Raw genomic sequence first — 15621 nt, forward strand, 5'->3', positions numbered from 1 at the left:
GTCCCAGGTGTCCGAGCGGTGCGGCATAACGTCGCACCGCCGTGGTTCAAGACGAAATCAGGACGAAATCAAGGCGAAAAAAAGCCGGTCCAGCTGGACCGGCTTTTTGCATGGGCGCCGGGATCAGGCAAATGCCTGCAGCGCCCCTTTCATCTTCTTCATCGCCGCGGCTTCGATCTGGCGGATGCGCTCCGCCGAGACGCCAAACTCGGCGGCCAGCTCATGCAGCGTGGCGCCGCCCGAGCCGTCGTCGGCCACGTTCAGCCAGCGCGCCTCGATGATGCGGCGGCTGCGCTCGTCCAGCCGGCCCAGCGCTTCTTCCAGGCCCTCGACCTGCATGCGGTCCTGGCGCTTGGCTTCCATTACCCGCGTCGGCTCATTGTGGTTGTCCGCCAGGTAGGCGATGGGGGCGAATTCCTCTTCGCCGTCGTCGACCTGGCCTTCCAGCGCGAGGTCGCCGCCCGACAGGCGGGTTTCCATCTCCATCACTTCTTCCGGCTTCACGTTCAGCTCGCGCGCCACGGCCTCGACCTGCTCCGGCGTGAACGTGTGCGAACCCTGCTTGTGGCTGCGCAGGTTGAAGAACAGCTTGCGCTGGGCCTTGGTGGTGGCCACCTTGACCATGCGCCAGTTCTTCAGCACGTACTCGTGGATCTCGGCCTTGATCCAGTGCATCGCATACGAAACCAGGCGTACGCCCTGCTCGGGATCGAAGCGCTTCACGGCCTTCATCAGGCCGATATTGCCTTCCTGGATCAGGTCGGCGTGCGGCAGGCCATAGCCCAGGTACTGGCGGGCGATCGACACCACCAGGCGCAGGTGGGACATCACCAGCTGGCGGGCGGCATCGACGGAATCGTTATCGCGCAGGTCGCGCGCCAGGCGTTGCTCTTCCTCCGCGGTCAGCAACGGAATTCGGTGGACAGCCTGGATATAGCTGTCGAGATTGCCCACGGTCGCCGGGAAGGTCAGCGCAAAGCTGCTCCCGCTACGGGGCGCCGTCGGCAGACGGGTAGTCGTCAGGGTTTGGTCGGCAGACAAGACTGCGTTCACTCAATCGCTCCTTTCGCATCCGGCGGTTGGATTGCCGGGTCATGCCCCGCGCGTCTCTGTGAGAGCGGCGGCGGCACTGCAACACATCTTAGCACTCCAACCGGGTGAGTGCTAATTGGAGTCCCAATGGTTTTGATAGTTCCCGTCGATTGATCCGTCACATTGCATAGTGACAGAGCTATCAAGCGGCTTCGGGGATACTCACGGCCGGATACACTTTTTATTAGAGCGAGTGTGTGCCCGCCGGTTCTGCACGCCCAGTGGAATGATTCGTTGCGCCAGCGCCTACACTCGACGCAAGCGGCGGCAAGCTGGCATGCTTGCCAGCCTCTCTCACAACCCCGGAGGAGTTATGTCTGCTATCGAACACTTGTTGAAGCCGCATGTGCGCGACCTGGGCGATTTCACCGTCCGCCGCCTGCTGCCGGCCGCTGCGACCCAGACGGTCGGGCCGTTTATCTTCTTCGACCATATGGGGCCGGTGCAGATGCCGCCGGGCGAGGGGGCTGACGTGCGCCCGCATCCGCATATCGGGCTGGCGACCGTCACCTACCTGTTCGAAGGCGAGATCATGCACCGCGACAGCCTGGGCAGCGAGCAGGCGATCCGGCCGGGCGACGTCAACTGGATGACTGCCGGCCATGGCATCGTCCACTCCGAGCGCTCGCCCGATCACGTCCGTGCCGACGGCGCGCGCCTGCACGGCATTCAGACCTGGGTGGCATTGCCGAAGTCGCACGAAACCGACGAACCGTCCTTCTTCCACCATCCCGCGGCAACGCTGCCGCGCGTCGAGCAGCCGGGCGTGCGCATGGTGGTGATCGCCGGCGATGCCTTCGGCAAGACTTCGCCGGTCAAGGTCTTCAGCCGCACCCTGTATGTGGCGATCGAACTGGACGCCGGGGCCAGCGTGCAGATCCCTGCCGAGCATGCGGAGCGTGGCATCTACCCGGTGGACGGCGCGGTGTCGCTGGACGGCGAGCCGCTGCCGGCCGAGCACATGGTGGTGCTGACGCCCGGGCAGCCGGCGCTGCTGATGGCGACGGCGCCTTCGCGCGTGATGCTGCTGGGAGGGGACCCGACCGACGGCCGCCGCTTTATCTACTGGAATTTCGTGGCCAGCAGCAAGGAGGCCATCGAGGCCGCCGCCAAACGCTGGGAGGACGACCAGTTTCCGCGCGTGCCGGGCGACGAGCGCGAGCGCATCCCGCTGCCGGCGCGCAAGCCCTGAACCGCCGGGCTCGGACCGCTCTCAGACCGGGCTGGCCCAGGTGACGCGGGTGCCCAGCTTCAGGCACTCGCGGATGGCTTCGAGCTGCGTGGCGATCGGCGCCGGCACCGGCACGGCGCCATCGAGCACGCGCCGGATCCAGGCTGCCGTCAGGCCGGCATCATTGCCGGGTGGCAGTTCCGGCACGTCAGCCAGCGAGCCGCCGGTGGGATCGACCAGCGTCTGCTGATGCCCTTCATGCAGCCAGTCGATGCGGCTGTTGCGGCGCGCATCGGCGACCACTTCGCCCTCGGTGCCGCGTGCCAGCAGCACGTTGGCCGGCTCGTGGGAGAAATAGTCGGTCAGCGTCTCGCGGTATTCCGGGTGGGTATAGCTGTACAGCCGCAACCCTTCGCCTGGGCTGTGCTCGCCCACCGGCTGCAGCATCTTGGCCACGGTATGCGACGAGTTGCGCAGGCCGATCACGGTGCGCCGCTCCAGCAGCTGCGACAGGCCGGGCGAAAGCACATCGACCGGCAGCACCGCCAGCGGCCCGTCGCCGCCGGTCTCGCGCAGCCGTGCCGAGGCTTCGGCCGTGCTGGCGCACAGCGGAATGCCCAGCGCCTCGAACAGGGTCATGCTGGTGACGCGGTCATTGAAGATGCGCGTCCCGTGCACCAGTACGGGGATGCCTTCGCGCGCCAGCAGCAGCGCCAGCAGCGGCACCAGGTTCGGCTGCTTGCGTGCGCCGTTATAGCTGGGGATCACCACCACCGGGCGCTCGGGCGGCGCGGGCAGCGGCTGGCAGTGTTCATGGGCCGCCTCGAGCATGCCGGCCAGTTCATGCGGGGCCTCGCCCTTGATGCGGTAGGCCATCAGGATCGCGCCCAGCTCGATATCGGACACGCGCCCGGCCAGCATCGCGTCGAACAGGGTCTTGGCATCGTCGCGCGGCAGCGCGCGCGCGCCGTTGACGCCACGGCCGACCTCCTTGATATAGCGGGCGGCGGAAAACGGGTTGGCTGGCGTGGTCATGGCGGCGTGGGGAAGGAGTCTGTTCTGGGTTCATGATAGCGGAGCAGCGCCGTCGCGCCCATCGCCGCCGACGGGCGCGACGGCGTGCAGGATGCTCAGGCGGCTTCCTGGAGCGCGGGATTGCGCTGCTTGCGGTAGAGAAAGTCCAGCACCGCGGTACGGCAGGCGTGGTAGTCCTTGTCGTCGGCCAGCGCCACGCGGTCGCGCGGCCGAGGCAGGTCCACCTTGAGGATCTCGCCGATGGTGGCGGCCGGGCCGTTGGTCATCATCACGATGCGGTCGGCGAGCAGCACGGCCTCGTCGACATCATGCGTGACCATCACCACCGTGCTGCGCGTGCGCGCCACGATCTTGATCAGTTCGTCCTGCAGGTGCGCGCGCGTCAGCGCATCGAGCGCGCCGAAGGGTTCATCCATCAGCAGCACCTTGGGCGCCATCGCCAGCGCGCGGGCAATGCCGACGCGCTGCTTCATGCCGCCGGAGATCTCATGGGGGTACTTGCCCTCGGCGTGCGTCAGGCCCACCAGTGCCAGCGTCTCGTGCGTGCGCGCCTTGAGCCCGGCCTTGCTCTCGCTGGCGGCGAACACGCGCTCCACGCCCAGGTAGACGTTCTCGAAGCAGGTCAGCCAGGGCAGCAGCGAATGGTTCTGGAACACGACGGCGCGCTCCGGTCCCGGCCCGGCGATCTCGCGCCCGGCGCAGATCAGCGCGCCGGTGGTCGGCGTGGCCAGTCCGGCGATCAGGTTCAGCAGCGTTGACTTGCCGCAGCCGGAGTGGCCGATCAGCGCGATGAACTCGCCCGCGGCAATCTGCAGGTTGATGTCGCGCAGGGCGACGAACGGCCCCTTGCGTGTCTTGAAGGTCTGTCCGACGTTCTCGATGCTGACGAACTTGTCCATGGCGTCTCTCCCTCGCTCTTAGTTGGCGCCGTAGCTGAAGCGCCGTGCCAGTGCCAGCAATGCATGCTCGAGCATCAGCCCGATGATGCCGATCACGAAGATCGCGATCACGATGTGCTCGACCTTCAGGTTGTTCCACTCGTCCCACAGCCAGAAGCCGATGCCGGTGCCGCCGGTCAGCATCTCGGCCGCGACGATCACCAGCCACGCGGTGCCGATCGACAGCCGCACGCCGGTCAGCATGTAGGGCAGCACCGCGGGAAACAGCACCCGCGTGAACACCTTCCACTCCGACAGGTCGAGCACGCGGGCCACGTTCAGGTAGTCCTGCGGCACGCGCGTGACGCCTACGGCGGTGTTGATCACCATCGGCCAGATCGAGCAGATGAAGATGGCCCAGATCGCCGCCGGGTTGGCGGCCTTGAACAGCAGCAGCCCGATCGGCAGCCAGGCCAGCGGCGAGACCGGCCGCAGCAGGCTGATCACCGGCGCGGTCATCGCGTTCAGGAACGCAAAGCGCCCGATCACGAAGCCGGCCGGGATGCCGATCACCGCCGCCAGGCCGAAGCCCGCCGCCACGCGCGCCAGCGAGGCCAGCACGTTCCAGCCGATGCCCTGGTCGTTGGGGCCGTTGCGGTAGAACGGGTCGGAGAACAGCGGCACCGCCGCGTTCCACGTTGCGCCGGGCGTCGGAATCGCCGGGATCAGCGTGGCGATTCCGTGCCAGGCCAGCACGAACAGGGCGAACCCCAGTGCCGGCGGCACGGCCTTGAGCACCAGCGCGCCGAGCGCGTCCTGGCGTTGTGCGCGCCGTTCCTGCGCGGCGATTTCCAGCTCGCGCCGCCGGGCGCGTTCCTTGGTATCGATGTCGATGGCGGCGGCATTGGCGGCGACATGGGCGACATGGGCGACATGGGCGGCATTGGCGCCTTCAGGCGCGGTGTGGGCGATGGCATTCACGTCGGGCTCCTTTCTCCAGGGGCGCTGCGGATCAGTGGGGAAGTGGCGGCCTGTGGTCAGGCGTTCTGCGCGCCGGCCTTGATCTTGAAGCCGTCGGCATACGCCTTCGGGTCCCTGGTGGCATCCCAGACCACGCCGTCGATCAGCTTCGCGGTACGGAAGTCGCTCTTGGGCAGCGGCACCTGCGCCGCGGTGGCGGCCTGCCTGAAGATGTCGATGCGGTTGACCTGCCTGGCCACGGCAAGATAGTCCGGGTGGTCCTTGAGCAGGCCCCAGCGCTTGTGCTGGGTCAGGAACCACATGCCATCGGACAGGAACGGGTAGTTGGCGTTGCCGTCCTGGTAGAACTTCATCGCATCGGGGTCGTCCCAGGTCTTGCCCAGGCCGTTGCTGTAGCGCCCGAGCATGCGGTCCAGGATGATGTCCATGTCGGTGTTGACGTAGGACTTGGCGGCGATGGTCTCCGCGGTCTTGCGGCGGTTCGAGGCCGAGGCGTCGATGAATTTCGATGCTTCCAGCACCGCGGCCACCATCGCGCGCGCGGTGTTGGGGTACTTCTGCACGAAGTCCGCGGTGGTGCCGAGCGTCTTCTCCGGATGGTTCTTCCAGATCGACTGCGTGGTCTCGGCGGTAAAGCCGATCTTGTCGGCGATCGCGCGCGCGCCCCAGGGTTCGCCCACGCAGAAGCCGTCCATGTTGCCCACGCGCATGTTGGCCACCATCTGCGGCGGCGGCACGGTGATGGCCTTGGCGTCCTGCATCGGGTTGATGCCGTGGGCGGCAAGCCAGTAGTACAGCCACATCGCGTGCGTGCCGGTGGGGAAGGTCTGCGCGAAGGTGTAGTCGCGCTTTTCCTTGACCATCAGCGCCTTCAGGCTGGCGCCGTCGCGCACGCCTTTTTCGGCCAGCTTCGACGACAGTGTGATGGCCTGGCCGTTGTGGTTCAGGCTCATCAGCACTGCCATGTCTTTCCTGGGGCCGCCGATGCCAAGCTGCACGCCATAGATCAGGCCGTACAGCACGTGCGCGGCGTCGAGCTCGCCGTTGACCAGCTTGTCGCGCACGCCGGCCCACGAGGCTTCCTTGGTCGGCGTGATCCTGATCCCGTATTTCTTGTCGAGGCCGAGCGTGGACGCCATGACCACCGAAGCGCAGTCGGTCAGCGGGATGAAGCCGATGCGCACATCGGTCTTCTCGGGGGCGTCCGAGCCCGCCGCCCACGCCCCGGCGCGTACCAGCGGGTCGACCAGCGTCATCACGCTGGCGCCGGCGATGGTCGCCAGCGCGCGGCGGCGGCCGCTGCTGGCCGGCACCGCGTCGGCAGCGGCCGCCGAGGCGGCTTCGGAGGCGTTCACCGCCGCGTGCAGCGGCTTGGCAATCCTGAGGCGAGAGGGCATTGCGAAACTCCAAGAAAAAAGCGTCCCCGTCCGTGGCCGGCTTCGCCAGAAGACCGGTACGGTGCAGGGACGCCGTTGTCCATGGCGTGACGCAGCCTGCGTTGGCTGTGTCCGCCTAAATTTTGTGATCGGCCGCCGTTGGCCGATGCCTGCATATCGCAAGGCGTGTGCCAGCCTGTGCGGTGCAGCATTTCGGGGCGGCATCGTGCCGGCGGAGTGATGCTTCGGGATGAAATGAGCGGACGCGGTGCGCGCGCCGGCTGCGCTGCCGCATCGCGGGGCAGAGCCGGGGACGGCGGGGCGCGAAGGATTCGCTTTGGGGCGGCGCCAGTATCGTGCATTGCACCAGCCGCGGGCTGTCGCGCCCCGCGGCCGGAAGGCGGGCGCTCAGCCCATCACGTCGATCACGCGCTGGGCGGCATCGACCAGCTTCAGCCCACGCTCCATCGCCATGCTGCGCAGGCGCTTGTAGGCCTCGTCCTCGCTGATGCCGCGCGCCTGCATCAGCAGGCCCTTGGCGCGCTCGACCACCTTGCGCTCGGCCAGCTTGAGGCGGGTGGCGTCGAGCTCGGCGCGCAGCTGCTGGTCCAGCTCGAAGCGGGCGTAGGCGACGTCGAGCACGGTCTTGACGCGCTCGGCGCGCAGGCCGTCGACGATATAGGCGGTGATGCCCGCAGTCAGCGCCGCCTTGATGCGCTGGCTGTCGTCGTTGTCGGTGAACAGCACGATGGGCCGCGGCGCATGCTGGGTCGAGACGCAGACATGCTCGATGGTGTCGCGCGCGGCCGATTCCGACGCGATGATCAGCATGTCGGGCTGGGTGGCGGTGATCACGTCGGGCAAGTGCAGGTCGGCGTCGACGATCTGGATCTCGCTGAAGCCGGCGCTGACCAGGCCGTTGCGGATGGTCTCGACGTTAAGCGGGTTGGCGTCAAGGGGATCGCGCACCAGCAGGATGCGCAGCGTCCGGCCGGCGGGGGGGGCTGGCGTCGATGGCGATGGGGGCGGATGGCGTCGGGTCATGGCTTCATTCTGTTGCAGTGCGCCATGCAAGATTCGCGCCGGGTGCGGGGCGGTCCATGCCGCACTGCCATGGTGCAGCGTGGTCGCGCGCCCGCCTGGGTTCATTGTATGCCGTCGTACGCAGCCCACCGCGTGCGGTGTATCCTGTTGCCCTGCCGCGCCGGGGGCGTCTGCTGGCGACGCCGCAATGCACATCCCCGCATCCCGTGCCGCGGAACCGATCAGAAAAATCTGGAGAGATGCATGACCGAATTCGTGTTCGCCCCGCCGGCCCCTGTTGGCGTGCCGGTGCGTGGCAGCGACGCTAGCTTCCCGGTCCGGCGCGTGTACTGCGTCGGCCGCAACTATGCTGCCCATGCCCGCGAAATGGGCTCGGACCCCGACCGCGAGCCGCCGTTCTTCTTCTGCAAGCCGTCCGACGCGGTCAGCTACGTCGCCGACGGCACCGAAGGCGCGTTCCCGTACCCGCCGGGCACCAGCAACTGCCACTATGAAGTGGAGCTGGTGGTGGCGATCGGCACGGGCGGCCGCGACATCCCGGTGGAAAGCGCCGCGCAGCACGTGTTCGGCTACGCCGTGGGCCTGGACATGACCCGCCGCGACCTGCAGAACGAATCCAAGAAGACCGGCCGCCCCTGGGAAACCGGCAAGGCCTTCGACCGGTCGGCACCGATCGGCCCGATCGTGCCGGTCTCGGCCATCGGCCATCCGGAGAAGGGCGAGGTGACGCTGTCGGTCAATGGCGAGGAAAAGCAGCGCGGCGACCTGTCCGACCTGATCTGGTCGGTGCCGGAGATGGTGTCGTACCTCTCGAAGCTGTTCGAGCTGCAGCCGGGCGACCTGATCTTCAGCGGCACGCCCGAAGGCGTGGGCCCGGTGGTCAAGGGCGATGTCATGCAGTGCCACGTCGGCGGCGTGGGCGATCTCACCATCAAGGTAGTCTGATCCGATGCTCAAGCTCTACAGCTACTTCCGCAGTTCGGCCTCGTTCCGCGTGCGCATCGCGCTGGAACTGAAGGGGCTGCCATACGAATACGTGCCGGTGCACCTGCTCAAGGACGGTGGCCAGCAGCTCAAGCCCGAATTCCGCGCGGTGAACCCGGACGGCCTGGTGCCGGCGCTGGCCGACGACGGCAACGTGCTGCAGCAATCGCTGGCCATCGTCGAGTACCTGGACGAAGTCCATCCCGAGCCGAAGCTGCTGCCCGGCACGGCGCTGGACCGCGCCTATGTGCGCGGGCTGGCGCAGGAAATCGCGTGCGAGATCCATCCGCTGAACAACCTGCGCGTGCTGAAATACCTGAAGCACAAGGTGGGCGTGACCGACGAGGTCAAGGACGCGTGGTACCGCCACTGGATCGAGCTGGGCTTCGAGTCGCTGCAGGCCAACCTGGCGCGCGGCGGCAAGGCGGGACGCTTCTGCCTTGGCGATACGCCGACGCTGGCCGATATCTGCCTGGTGCCGCAGGTGTTCAATGCGCAGCGCTTCAATGTCGACGTGAGCCGCTATCCGGCGATCGCGAAGATCTATGAGGCGTGCATGGAGATGGAAGCGTTCCGGAAGGCGGAGCCGAAGTCGCAGCCGGACGCGGAGTGAGCGTGTTGCTTTGATGTGCTGAGGGTTTGCTCCCCTCTCCCGCTTGCGGGAGAGGGGCCGGGGGTGAGGGCTGGAGTGTCAACGGCTGACGCCTGTGGGTTCAAACCGCTGGCCTCGCTTCACGTGGTTCCTTGCTACCCCTCACCCCAACCCTCTCCCCATGAGGGAAGAGGGAGAACACCTTGCTAAGGCTAGCTCGGGCGGCTTGGGAGCACCCAAAACCGTTGGCTTCGGCGTTGTTCTGGATGCTTATCCCAGCAGCGCTTCCGCGAATTCCTCGGCCTTGAATGGCTGCAGGTCCTCGACCTTCTCGCCTACGCCGATGAAGTACACCGGCACCGGGCGCTGGCGCGCGATCGCCGCCAGGATGCCGCCCTTGGCAGTCCCATCCAGCTTGGTCACGATCAGGCCGGTCAGCCCCAGCGCATCATCGAAGGCTCGCGTCTGCTGCAGCGCGTTCTGGCCGGTATTGGCGTCGATCACCAGCAGCACCTCATGCGGCGCGGTCGGCATGGCCTTGCTGATGACGCGCTTGACCTTCTTCAGCTCCTCCATCAGGTGCAGCTGCGTCGGCAGGCGGCCGGCGGTATCGGCCATCACGATGTCGATGCCGCGCGCCTTGGCCGCATTCACCGCGTCGAAGATCACCGCGGCGGGGTCGCCGCTTTCCTGCGCCACCACGGTGACGTTGTTGCGCTCGCCCCAGATCGTCAGCTGTTCGCGCGCGGCGGCGCGGAAGGTGTCGCCGGCGGCCAGCAGCACCTTCTGGTCGTAGCGCTGGAAGTGCTTGCACAGCTTGCCGATGCTGGTGGTCTTGCCGGCGCCGTTGACGCCCGCGATCATCATCACCAGCGGCTGCTCGCGGCCCAGCGCCATGGTTTTTTCCAGCGGACGCAGCAGGTCGGTCAGCAGCGCCTTGAGCGCGGCCTTGACGCCTTCGGCCGATTCGATGCGCTCGGACCTGACCCGCTTGCGCAGCTCGGCGAGCAGGTATTCGGTGGCTTCCACGCCCGCGTCGGCCATCAGCAGCGCGGTCTCCAGCTCCTCGAACAGCGCCTCGTCGACCTTGACGCCGACGAACAGCGTGCCGATGTTGCGGCTGGTCTTGGACAGGCCAGTGCGCAGTCGGTGCATCCAGCCCTGACGCGCTTCGGCGCTGATGGCGGGCGCAGGGACCAGTTCAAGCGTTTCGATGGCAGCGGCTGGTTCGGGTGCGGCCACCGGGGCCGGCGCCGGGGGCGGCACCTGTGCGGGGACCGGTGTCGGCGTCGGGACCGGAACCGGAGCGGGGGCCGGGGCTGGCGTGGGGGTGGGCGCGGGCGCCGGGGCTGGCGTCTCGACGGACGCGGGCTCGGCCTTGCGCTTCTTCCAGAAACTAAACATTGGGGAATGGAGTCAATACCGGGGCCGCCACCCTGGTGGCACATTGCCGGCAGGCGACCGGTTAATAATCAAGGGCTTACGCTGACATCGCGAAGGTCGGGGAGAACCCGTTGTGGTCCCGGCCGGCGATTGCGTATAGTTCGCTACATCAGTTCGCTACATGGCTGATCCGCGCGCGCATGCCGCCCGCGCGGATCGATCGGCAAAATTCTAGCAGACGGGGTCGCATGAACCATTGCGCTGTCCTGACCGCGGCGGGCGCCAAAGGTGCCCAAGCACGCATCCAACGGCATTCCCAGCCTACCTCCTCAGCACTTCCAGCCGGCGCCGCGCGCCTGGCGCGGCGTATCGTGCCGGCGCTGCTGCTCGGCCTGCTGCCGTGGTCGTTGCCGGCCGGCGCGCAAGGCGTGGTCGGATCGCCGATGCCTTCCGCGCAGACCGCGCCCGCCGGCGCCACCGCGCATGGCACCACCGAATACCGGCTCTCCAACGGCCTGCGGCTGATCGTCAAGGAAGACCACCGGGCGCCCACGGTGGCGCACCAGATCTGGTACCGCGTCGGCGGCATCGACGAGGTCAGCGGCACCACGGGCGTGGCCCACATGCTCGAGCACATGATGTTCAAGGGCACGCCCAAGGTCGGCGTGGGCGAGTTCTCCAGGCAGGTGGCGGCGCTGGGCGGGCGCGAGAACGCCCTGACCAACCGCGACTTCACCATGTACTACCAGCAGATCGGCAAGCAGTACCTGCCGAAGATGATGGAGCTGGAGGCCGACCGCATGGCCAACCTCATCATCAAGAAGGACGAATTCGACCGCGAGATGAAGGTGGTGATGGAAGAGCGCCGCCTGCGCACCGACGACTCCTCGCGCGGCACCGTCTATGAGCAACTGCTCGCCACCGTCTATACCGCCGCGGCGTACCGCCATCCGGTGATCGGCTGGATGGACGACCTGGTCAATATGCGGGTCGAGGACGTCAAGGACTGGTACCGCCAGTGGTACGTGCCGAACAACGCGCTGGTGATCGTCACCGGCGACGTCAAGGCCGAGGAAGTGCGCGCGCTCGCCGAGCGCTACTACGGCAAGCTCAAGCCGCGCACGCTGCCGCTGCGCAAGGACCAGGAAGAGCCGGAGCAGAAGGGCATCAAGCGTATCTGGGTCAAGGCGCCGGCCGAGAACCAGTACATGGTGATGGCCTACAAGGTGCCGCGGCTGCGCGATGTCGAGAAGGACGTCGACCCCTACGCGCTGGAAGTCCTGGCGGCCGTGCTCAACGGCTACGACAACGCCCGCCTGACGCGCGAACTGGTGCGCGAACAGCGCCTGGCCGACGACGTCAACGTCGGCTACGACAGCATCAACCGCGGCGAGTCGCTGTTCGTCCTCGACGGCACGCCGGCGACCGGCCACAGCACCGAGGAGATCGAGCGCGCGCTGCGCGCCGAGATCCAGCGCATCGCCAGGGAAGGGGTCTCGCCGGAAGAACTCAAGCGGGTCAAGGCGCAGGTGGTGGCGGGGCAGATCTACAAGCGCGATTCGGTGTTCGGGCAAGGCATGGAGATCGGCGTATCCGAGATTTCTGATCTCTCGTGGCGCCAGATCGACCGTATGCTCGACAAGATCAAGGCCGTCACGCCGGCGCAGGTGCAGGCCGTCGCCGCCAAGTATTTCAACGACGACAACCTGACCGTGGCCACGCTGGTGCCGCAGCCGATCGACCCGAACAAGCCCAAGACCCAGGCCCCGTCGGGCCTGCGCCACTGAGGAATGACGATGTCCCAGTCCGCCACTTCATTCAACGCGCGGCCCCGCACGCTGCGCATGCTGGCCGGCGCGGCGCTCGGCGCCGCCATGCTGCTGGCCGCGCAGCTGGCCCAGGCCGCGATCCCGATCGAGCACTGGACCGCATCCACCGGCGCGCGCGTGTACTTTGTCCACAGCCCGTCGATCCCTATGCTCGACGTCAATATCGACTTCGATGCCGGCAGCCGCTATGACCCGCCGGGCAAGGCCGGGCTGGCGACGCTGGCGGCGGCGCTGCTGGACAAGGGCGCGGGCGCGCAGGACGGCCAGCCGGCACGCGACGAGGCGCAGATCGCCGACGCCTTTGCCGATACCGGAGCGGTTTTCGGCGGCGCGGCGGGCGGTGACCGCGGTGGCATCGGGCTGCGCACGTTGACCGCGCAGCCCGAGCTGGACCAGTCGGTGGCGCTGGCCGCGCAGCTGATCAAGGCGCCGACCTACCCGGACGCCGTGGTCGGGCGCGAGAAACAGCGCCTGATCACCGCCATCCGCGAGGCCGACACCAAGCCGGGGGTGATCGCCGACAAGGCGCTGGCCAGGGCCATGTACCCGGACCATCCCTACGGCATCGCGGCCACGCCGGAGAGCGTGCAATCGATCACGCGCGATGACATCGCCAAATTCTGGCGCGACAACTACGGCGCGCAGCGCGCGGTGGTGACGCTGATCGGCGCGATCGACCGCAAGCAGGCCGAAGCCCTTGCCGAGCGGCTCACGCGCGGGCTGCCGCAGGGCAGTGCCGCCCCGGCGCTGCCCCAGGTGAAGCTCAACATCCCGGCCAGCGAGCAGCGCGTGCCGCATCCGGCGCAGCAATCGAGCGTGGCCATCGGCCAGCCGTCGATCGCGCGCGGCGATCCTGACTACTTCGCGCTGCTGGTGGGCAACTACGTGCTCGGCGGTGGCGGCTTCAGCTCGCGCCTGACCGACGAGGTGCGCGAGAAGCGCGGCCTGACCTACGGTGTCGACAGCTACTTCGCTCCGTCGAAGCAGCCCGGGCCGTTCGGCATCAGCCTGCAGACCAAGAAGGCGCAGACCGACGAAGCGCTGGCGCTGGTGCGCCAGGTGCTGGCGCGCTTTGTCGCCGAAGGGCCGACCGAGAAGGAGCTGCGCGCGGCCAAGGACAACCTGGTCAACGGCTTCCCGCTGCGCATCGACAACAACCGCAAGCTGCTGACCAATGTCGCCAATATCGGCTGGTACGGGCTGCCGCTGGACTACCTGGACACCTGGACCGCGCAGGTCGGCAAGGTCACGCGCGAGCAGGTCAGGGCGGCTTTCCAGCGCCATGTGCGCCCGGACGGCATGGCCACGGTGATTGTCGGCGGCCCGGTCGGCAGCGCGCCGACGGCATCGCGGCAGTGATGCAGGCGCCGCACCGCGCCGGGCGGCGCAGGGAAGGGCTTATGCGCGCCGCCTCACGCGCGGCTGCGGCGAACCGGTCCGCAGGCTCTACAATCACGGGATGAATTCGCGTTCCCGATTGCCTTCGCCCGCTCCCGGCGGGCGTACTCCTTCCTCCGCGCCGGCCGCCGCTGCAGCCGGCGCACGTTCTCCCGCAGCGCCTCCGCGCCCGGTGCCGCGCCAGGCGCCGTCCCAGGTCCGCATCATCGGCGGGCGCTGGAAGCGCACGCTGCTGCCCGTGCCCGACGCCCAGGGTTTGCGCCCCACGCCCGACCGCGTGCGCGAGACCCTGTTCAACTGGCTTGGGCAGGACCTGTCGCGGCTCGCCTGCCTGGACCTGTTCGCCGGCTCCGGCGCGCTCGGCTTCGAAGCCGCGTCGCGCGGCGCGGCCGCGGTCACGCTGGTGGAGTCCAATGCCCGCGTGGCCAAGCAACTGCGCGACAACCAGTACCGGCTCAATGCCAGCCAGGTGCGCGTCGTGCAGGGCGATGCCTTTACGGTCGCCGCGCAATTTCCCGATGGCAGCTTCGACGTGGTGTTCCTGGACCCGCCCTTTGCCGAGGACTGGATCGGCCCGTCGCTGGAGCACGCCGCGCGGCTGCTGCGGCCCGGTGGCGCAGTCTATGTCGAAACCGACCATGCGCTGACCGGCGTGGACGCCCCGGTTCCGGCATCGCTCGAGATCGTGCGCCATGCGCGCGCCGGCGCGGTGCATTTCCATTTGCTGCAGCACCGCCAGCACCGCCAGCACCGCCAGCACCGCCCGCACCGACAGCACGATAGCGGCGCTGATTGACGGCCTGCGCCGGGATCGCCCGCGGCCCCTGTTTCGCCATGCGCTAAGGGCGCCTTTCCGATTGCGAAACGGATTCGTGGGTGCAGTGCCGCAAAACGGTGCGCCGCACGCCTTCCAAGCGGCGCATTTAGGGTTACACTACGCCGCTGTCACAACGCTCGCGACGCAGCACCCACGCCGGTCCGGCCGGCGAACGAGGCGGCCACAACGGCCGGCAGCGGGCAGATCAAGGAGGAAGTATGGTCATCGCGGTCTATCCCGGCACCTTCGATCCAATGACCCGGGGACACGAGGATCTGGTCCGCCGTGCGTCGAACATCTTCGACGAACTGGTGGTCGGCGTGGCGCACAGTCCCAACAAGCGCCCGTTCTTTTCGCTCGACGAGCGCATCGGCATTGCCCGCGAAGTGCTCGGGCACTATCCCAACGTGCGCGTGGAAGGTTTTGCCGGGCTGCTCAAGGACTTCGTGCGCAAGAACAATGCGCGCGTGATCGTGCGCGGCCTGCGCGCGGTGTCCGACTTCGAGTATGAATTCCAGATGGCGGGCATGAACCGCTACCTGCTGCCGGACGTGGAAACCATGTTCCTGACCCCGTCGGACCAGTACCAGTTCATCTCCGGCACCTTCGTGCGCGAGATCGCGGTGCTGGGCGGCGATGTCAGCAAGTTCGTGTTCCCGTCGGTGGAGCGCTGGCTGCAAGAGAAAATCGCCAAACCGGAATAAAATACGGCTTCAGACACGTCAGACCGCGGCCAGTCGGGCGCGGGCGTGTCCGCAGGAAGGAAACACCATGGCGCTGATGATCACCGACGACTGCATCAACTGCGACGTTTGTGAACCCGAGTGCCCGAACGAAGCCATTTCGATGGGGCCCGAGATCTATGAAATCGACCCCAACAAGTGCACCGAGTGCGTCGGGCACTTCGACGAGCCGCAATGCCAGCAGGTCTGCCCGGTCGCCTGCATCCCCAAGGATCCGAACCGGGTGGAGTCGCAAGAGGTGCTGATGCAGCGCTACCGGCTGCTGACGGCGGCCAGGCACCCTGCCTGATAGGCTGAG

Annotated in this window: 15 protein-coding genes; 8 read left to right on the forward strand and 7 right to left on the reverse strand. The window is 67.6% G+C overall.

All coding sequences use genetic code 11. From position 1 onward, the window contains the following. Positions 1-123 precede the first annotated feature (123 nt). Positions 124-1053: an RNA polymerase sigma factor RpoH gene (gene rpoH, locus JTE92_RS13745; protein WP_063236658.1), complete on the reverse strand. Its 930-nt coding sequence runs from the start codon at positions 1051-1053 to the stop codon at positions 124-126. Between the two features lie 352 nt (positions 1054-1405). Between rpoH and JTE92_RS13750 the strand changes: the two genes are divergently transcribed. After that, entirely contained in the window at positions 1406-2284 is an 879-nt protein-coding gene (locus JTE92_RS13750) for a pirin family protein (RefSeq protein ID WP_063236659.1), read from the forward strand. A 21-nt stretch (positions 2285-2305) separates the two neighbouring features. On the opposite strand, the gene ybiB is transcribed toward JTE92_RS13750, so the two are convergent. The 5 genes from ybiB to JTE92_RS13775 all read right to left on the reverse strand — a co-directional run bounded on the left by ybiB (position 2306) and on the right by JTE92_RS13775 (position 7577). Then, positions 2306-3298: a DNA-binding protein YbiB gene (gene ybiB, locus JTE92_RS13755; protein ID WP_063236660.1), complete on the reverse strand. Its 993-nt coding sequence runs from the start codon at positions 3296-3298 to the stop codon at positions 2306-2308. A 95-nt stretch (positions 3299-3393) separates the two neighbouring features. After that, entirely contained in the window at positions 3394-4197 is an 804-nt protein-coding gene (locus JTE92_RS13760) for an ABC transporter ATP-binding protein (protein ID WP_063236661.1), read from the reverse strand. 18 nt (positions 4198-4215) lie between these two features. Next, positions 4216-5157, reverse strand: a complete 942-nt coding sequence (gene ntrB, locus JTE92_RS13765) for a nitrate ABC transporter permease (protein ID WP_084254405.1) — start codon at positions 5155-5157, stop codon at positions 4216-4218. 56 nt (positions 5158-5213) lie between these two features. Continuing rightward, positions 5214-6554, reverse strand: coding sequence for a CmpA/NrtA family ABC transporter substrate-binding protein (locus JTE92_RS13770; RefSeq protein WP_063236662.1), 1341 nt, complete (start codon positions 6552-6554; stop codon positions 5214-5216). Between the two features lie 387 nt (positions 6555-6941). Beyond that, complete coding sequence (locus JTE92_RS13775) at positions 6942-7577, reverse strand: ANTAR domain-containing response regulator (protein WP_063236750.1); 636 nt, start codon at positions 7575-7577, stop codon at positions 6942-6944. 243 nt (positions 7578-7820) lie between these two features. Between JTE92_RS13775 and JTE92_RS13780 the strand changes: the two genes are divergently transcribed. Together JTE92_RS13780 and maiA are read left to right on the forward strand one after the other, a co-directional pair. After that, the gene (locus JTE92_RS13780; protein WP_063236663.1) at positions 7821-8522 is read left to right on the forward strand and encodes a fumarylacetoacetate hydrolase family protein; all 702 of its coding nucleotides are present in this window, start codon (positions 7821-7823) and stop codon (positions 8520-8522) included. A 4-nt stretch (positions 8523-8526) separates the two neighbouring features. Beyond that, a complete protein-coding gene (gene maiA, locus JTE92_RS13785; RefSeq protein ID WP_063236664.1) occupies positions 8527-9174 on the forward strand; it encodes a maleylacetoacetate isomerase in 648 nt (215 codons plus the stop codon). Positions 9175-9423: 249 nt separating this feature from the next. Here the strand turns inward: maiA and ftsY are convergent, their stop codons facing one another. After that, the gene (gene ftsY, locus JTE92_RS13790) at positions 9424-10557 is read right to left on the reverse strand and encodes a signal recognition particle-docking protein FtsY (protein ID WP_063236665.1); all 1134 of its coding nucleotides are present in this window, start codon (positions 10555-10557) and stop codon (positions 9424-9426) included. Positions 10558-10784: 227 nt separating this feature from the next. On the opposite strand from ftsY, the gene JTE92_RS13795 reads away from it, so the two are divergent. The 5 genes from JTE92_RS13795 to JTE92_RS13815 all read left to right on the forward strand — a co-directional run bounded on the left by JTE92_RS13795 (position 10785) and on the right by JTE92_RS13815 (position 15612). Beyond that, the gene (locus JTE92_RS13795; RefSeq protein ID WP_063236666.1) at positions 10785-12323 is read left to right on the forward strand and encodes a M16 family metallopeptidase; all 1539 of its coding nucleotides are present in this window, start codon (positions 10785-10787) and stop codon (positions 12321-12323) included. A 9-nt stretch (positions 12324-12332) separates the two neighbouring features. Beyond that, a complete protein-coding gene (locus JTE92_RS13800; RefSeq protein WP_063236667.1) occupies positions 12333-13724 on the forward strand; it encodes a M16 family metallopeptidase in 1392 nt (463 codons plus the stop codon). A 100-nt stretch (positions 13725-13824) separates the two neighbouring features. Beyond that, entirely contained in the window at positions 13825-14559 is a 735-nt protein-coding gene (rsmD, locus tag JTE92_RS13805; protein WP_174544826.1) for a 16S rRNA (guanine(966)-N(2))-methyltransferase RsmD, read from the forward strand. A gap of 239 nt (positions 14560-14798) precedes the next feature. Further along, complete coding sequence (coaD, locus tag JTE92_RS13810; protein WP_029046761.1) at positions 14799-15284, forward strand: pantetheine-phosphate adenylyltransferase; 486 nt, start codon at positions 14799-14801, stop codon at positions 15282-15284. A gap of 67 nt (positions 15285-15351) precedes the next feature. Further along, positions 15352-15612, forward strand: coding sequence for a YfhL family 4Fe-4S dicluster ferredoxin (locus JTE92_RS13815; RefSeq protein WP_063236669.1), 261 nt, complete (start codon positions 15352-15354; stop codon positions 15610-15612). Positions 15613-15621 lie beyond the last annotated feature (9 nt).

The organism is Cupriavidus oxalaticus (assembly GCF_016894385.1).
Lineage (GTDB): Bacteria > Pseudomonadota > Gammaproteobacteria > Burkholderiales > Burkholderiaceae > Cupriavidus > Cupriavidus oxalaticus.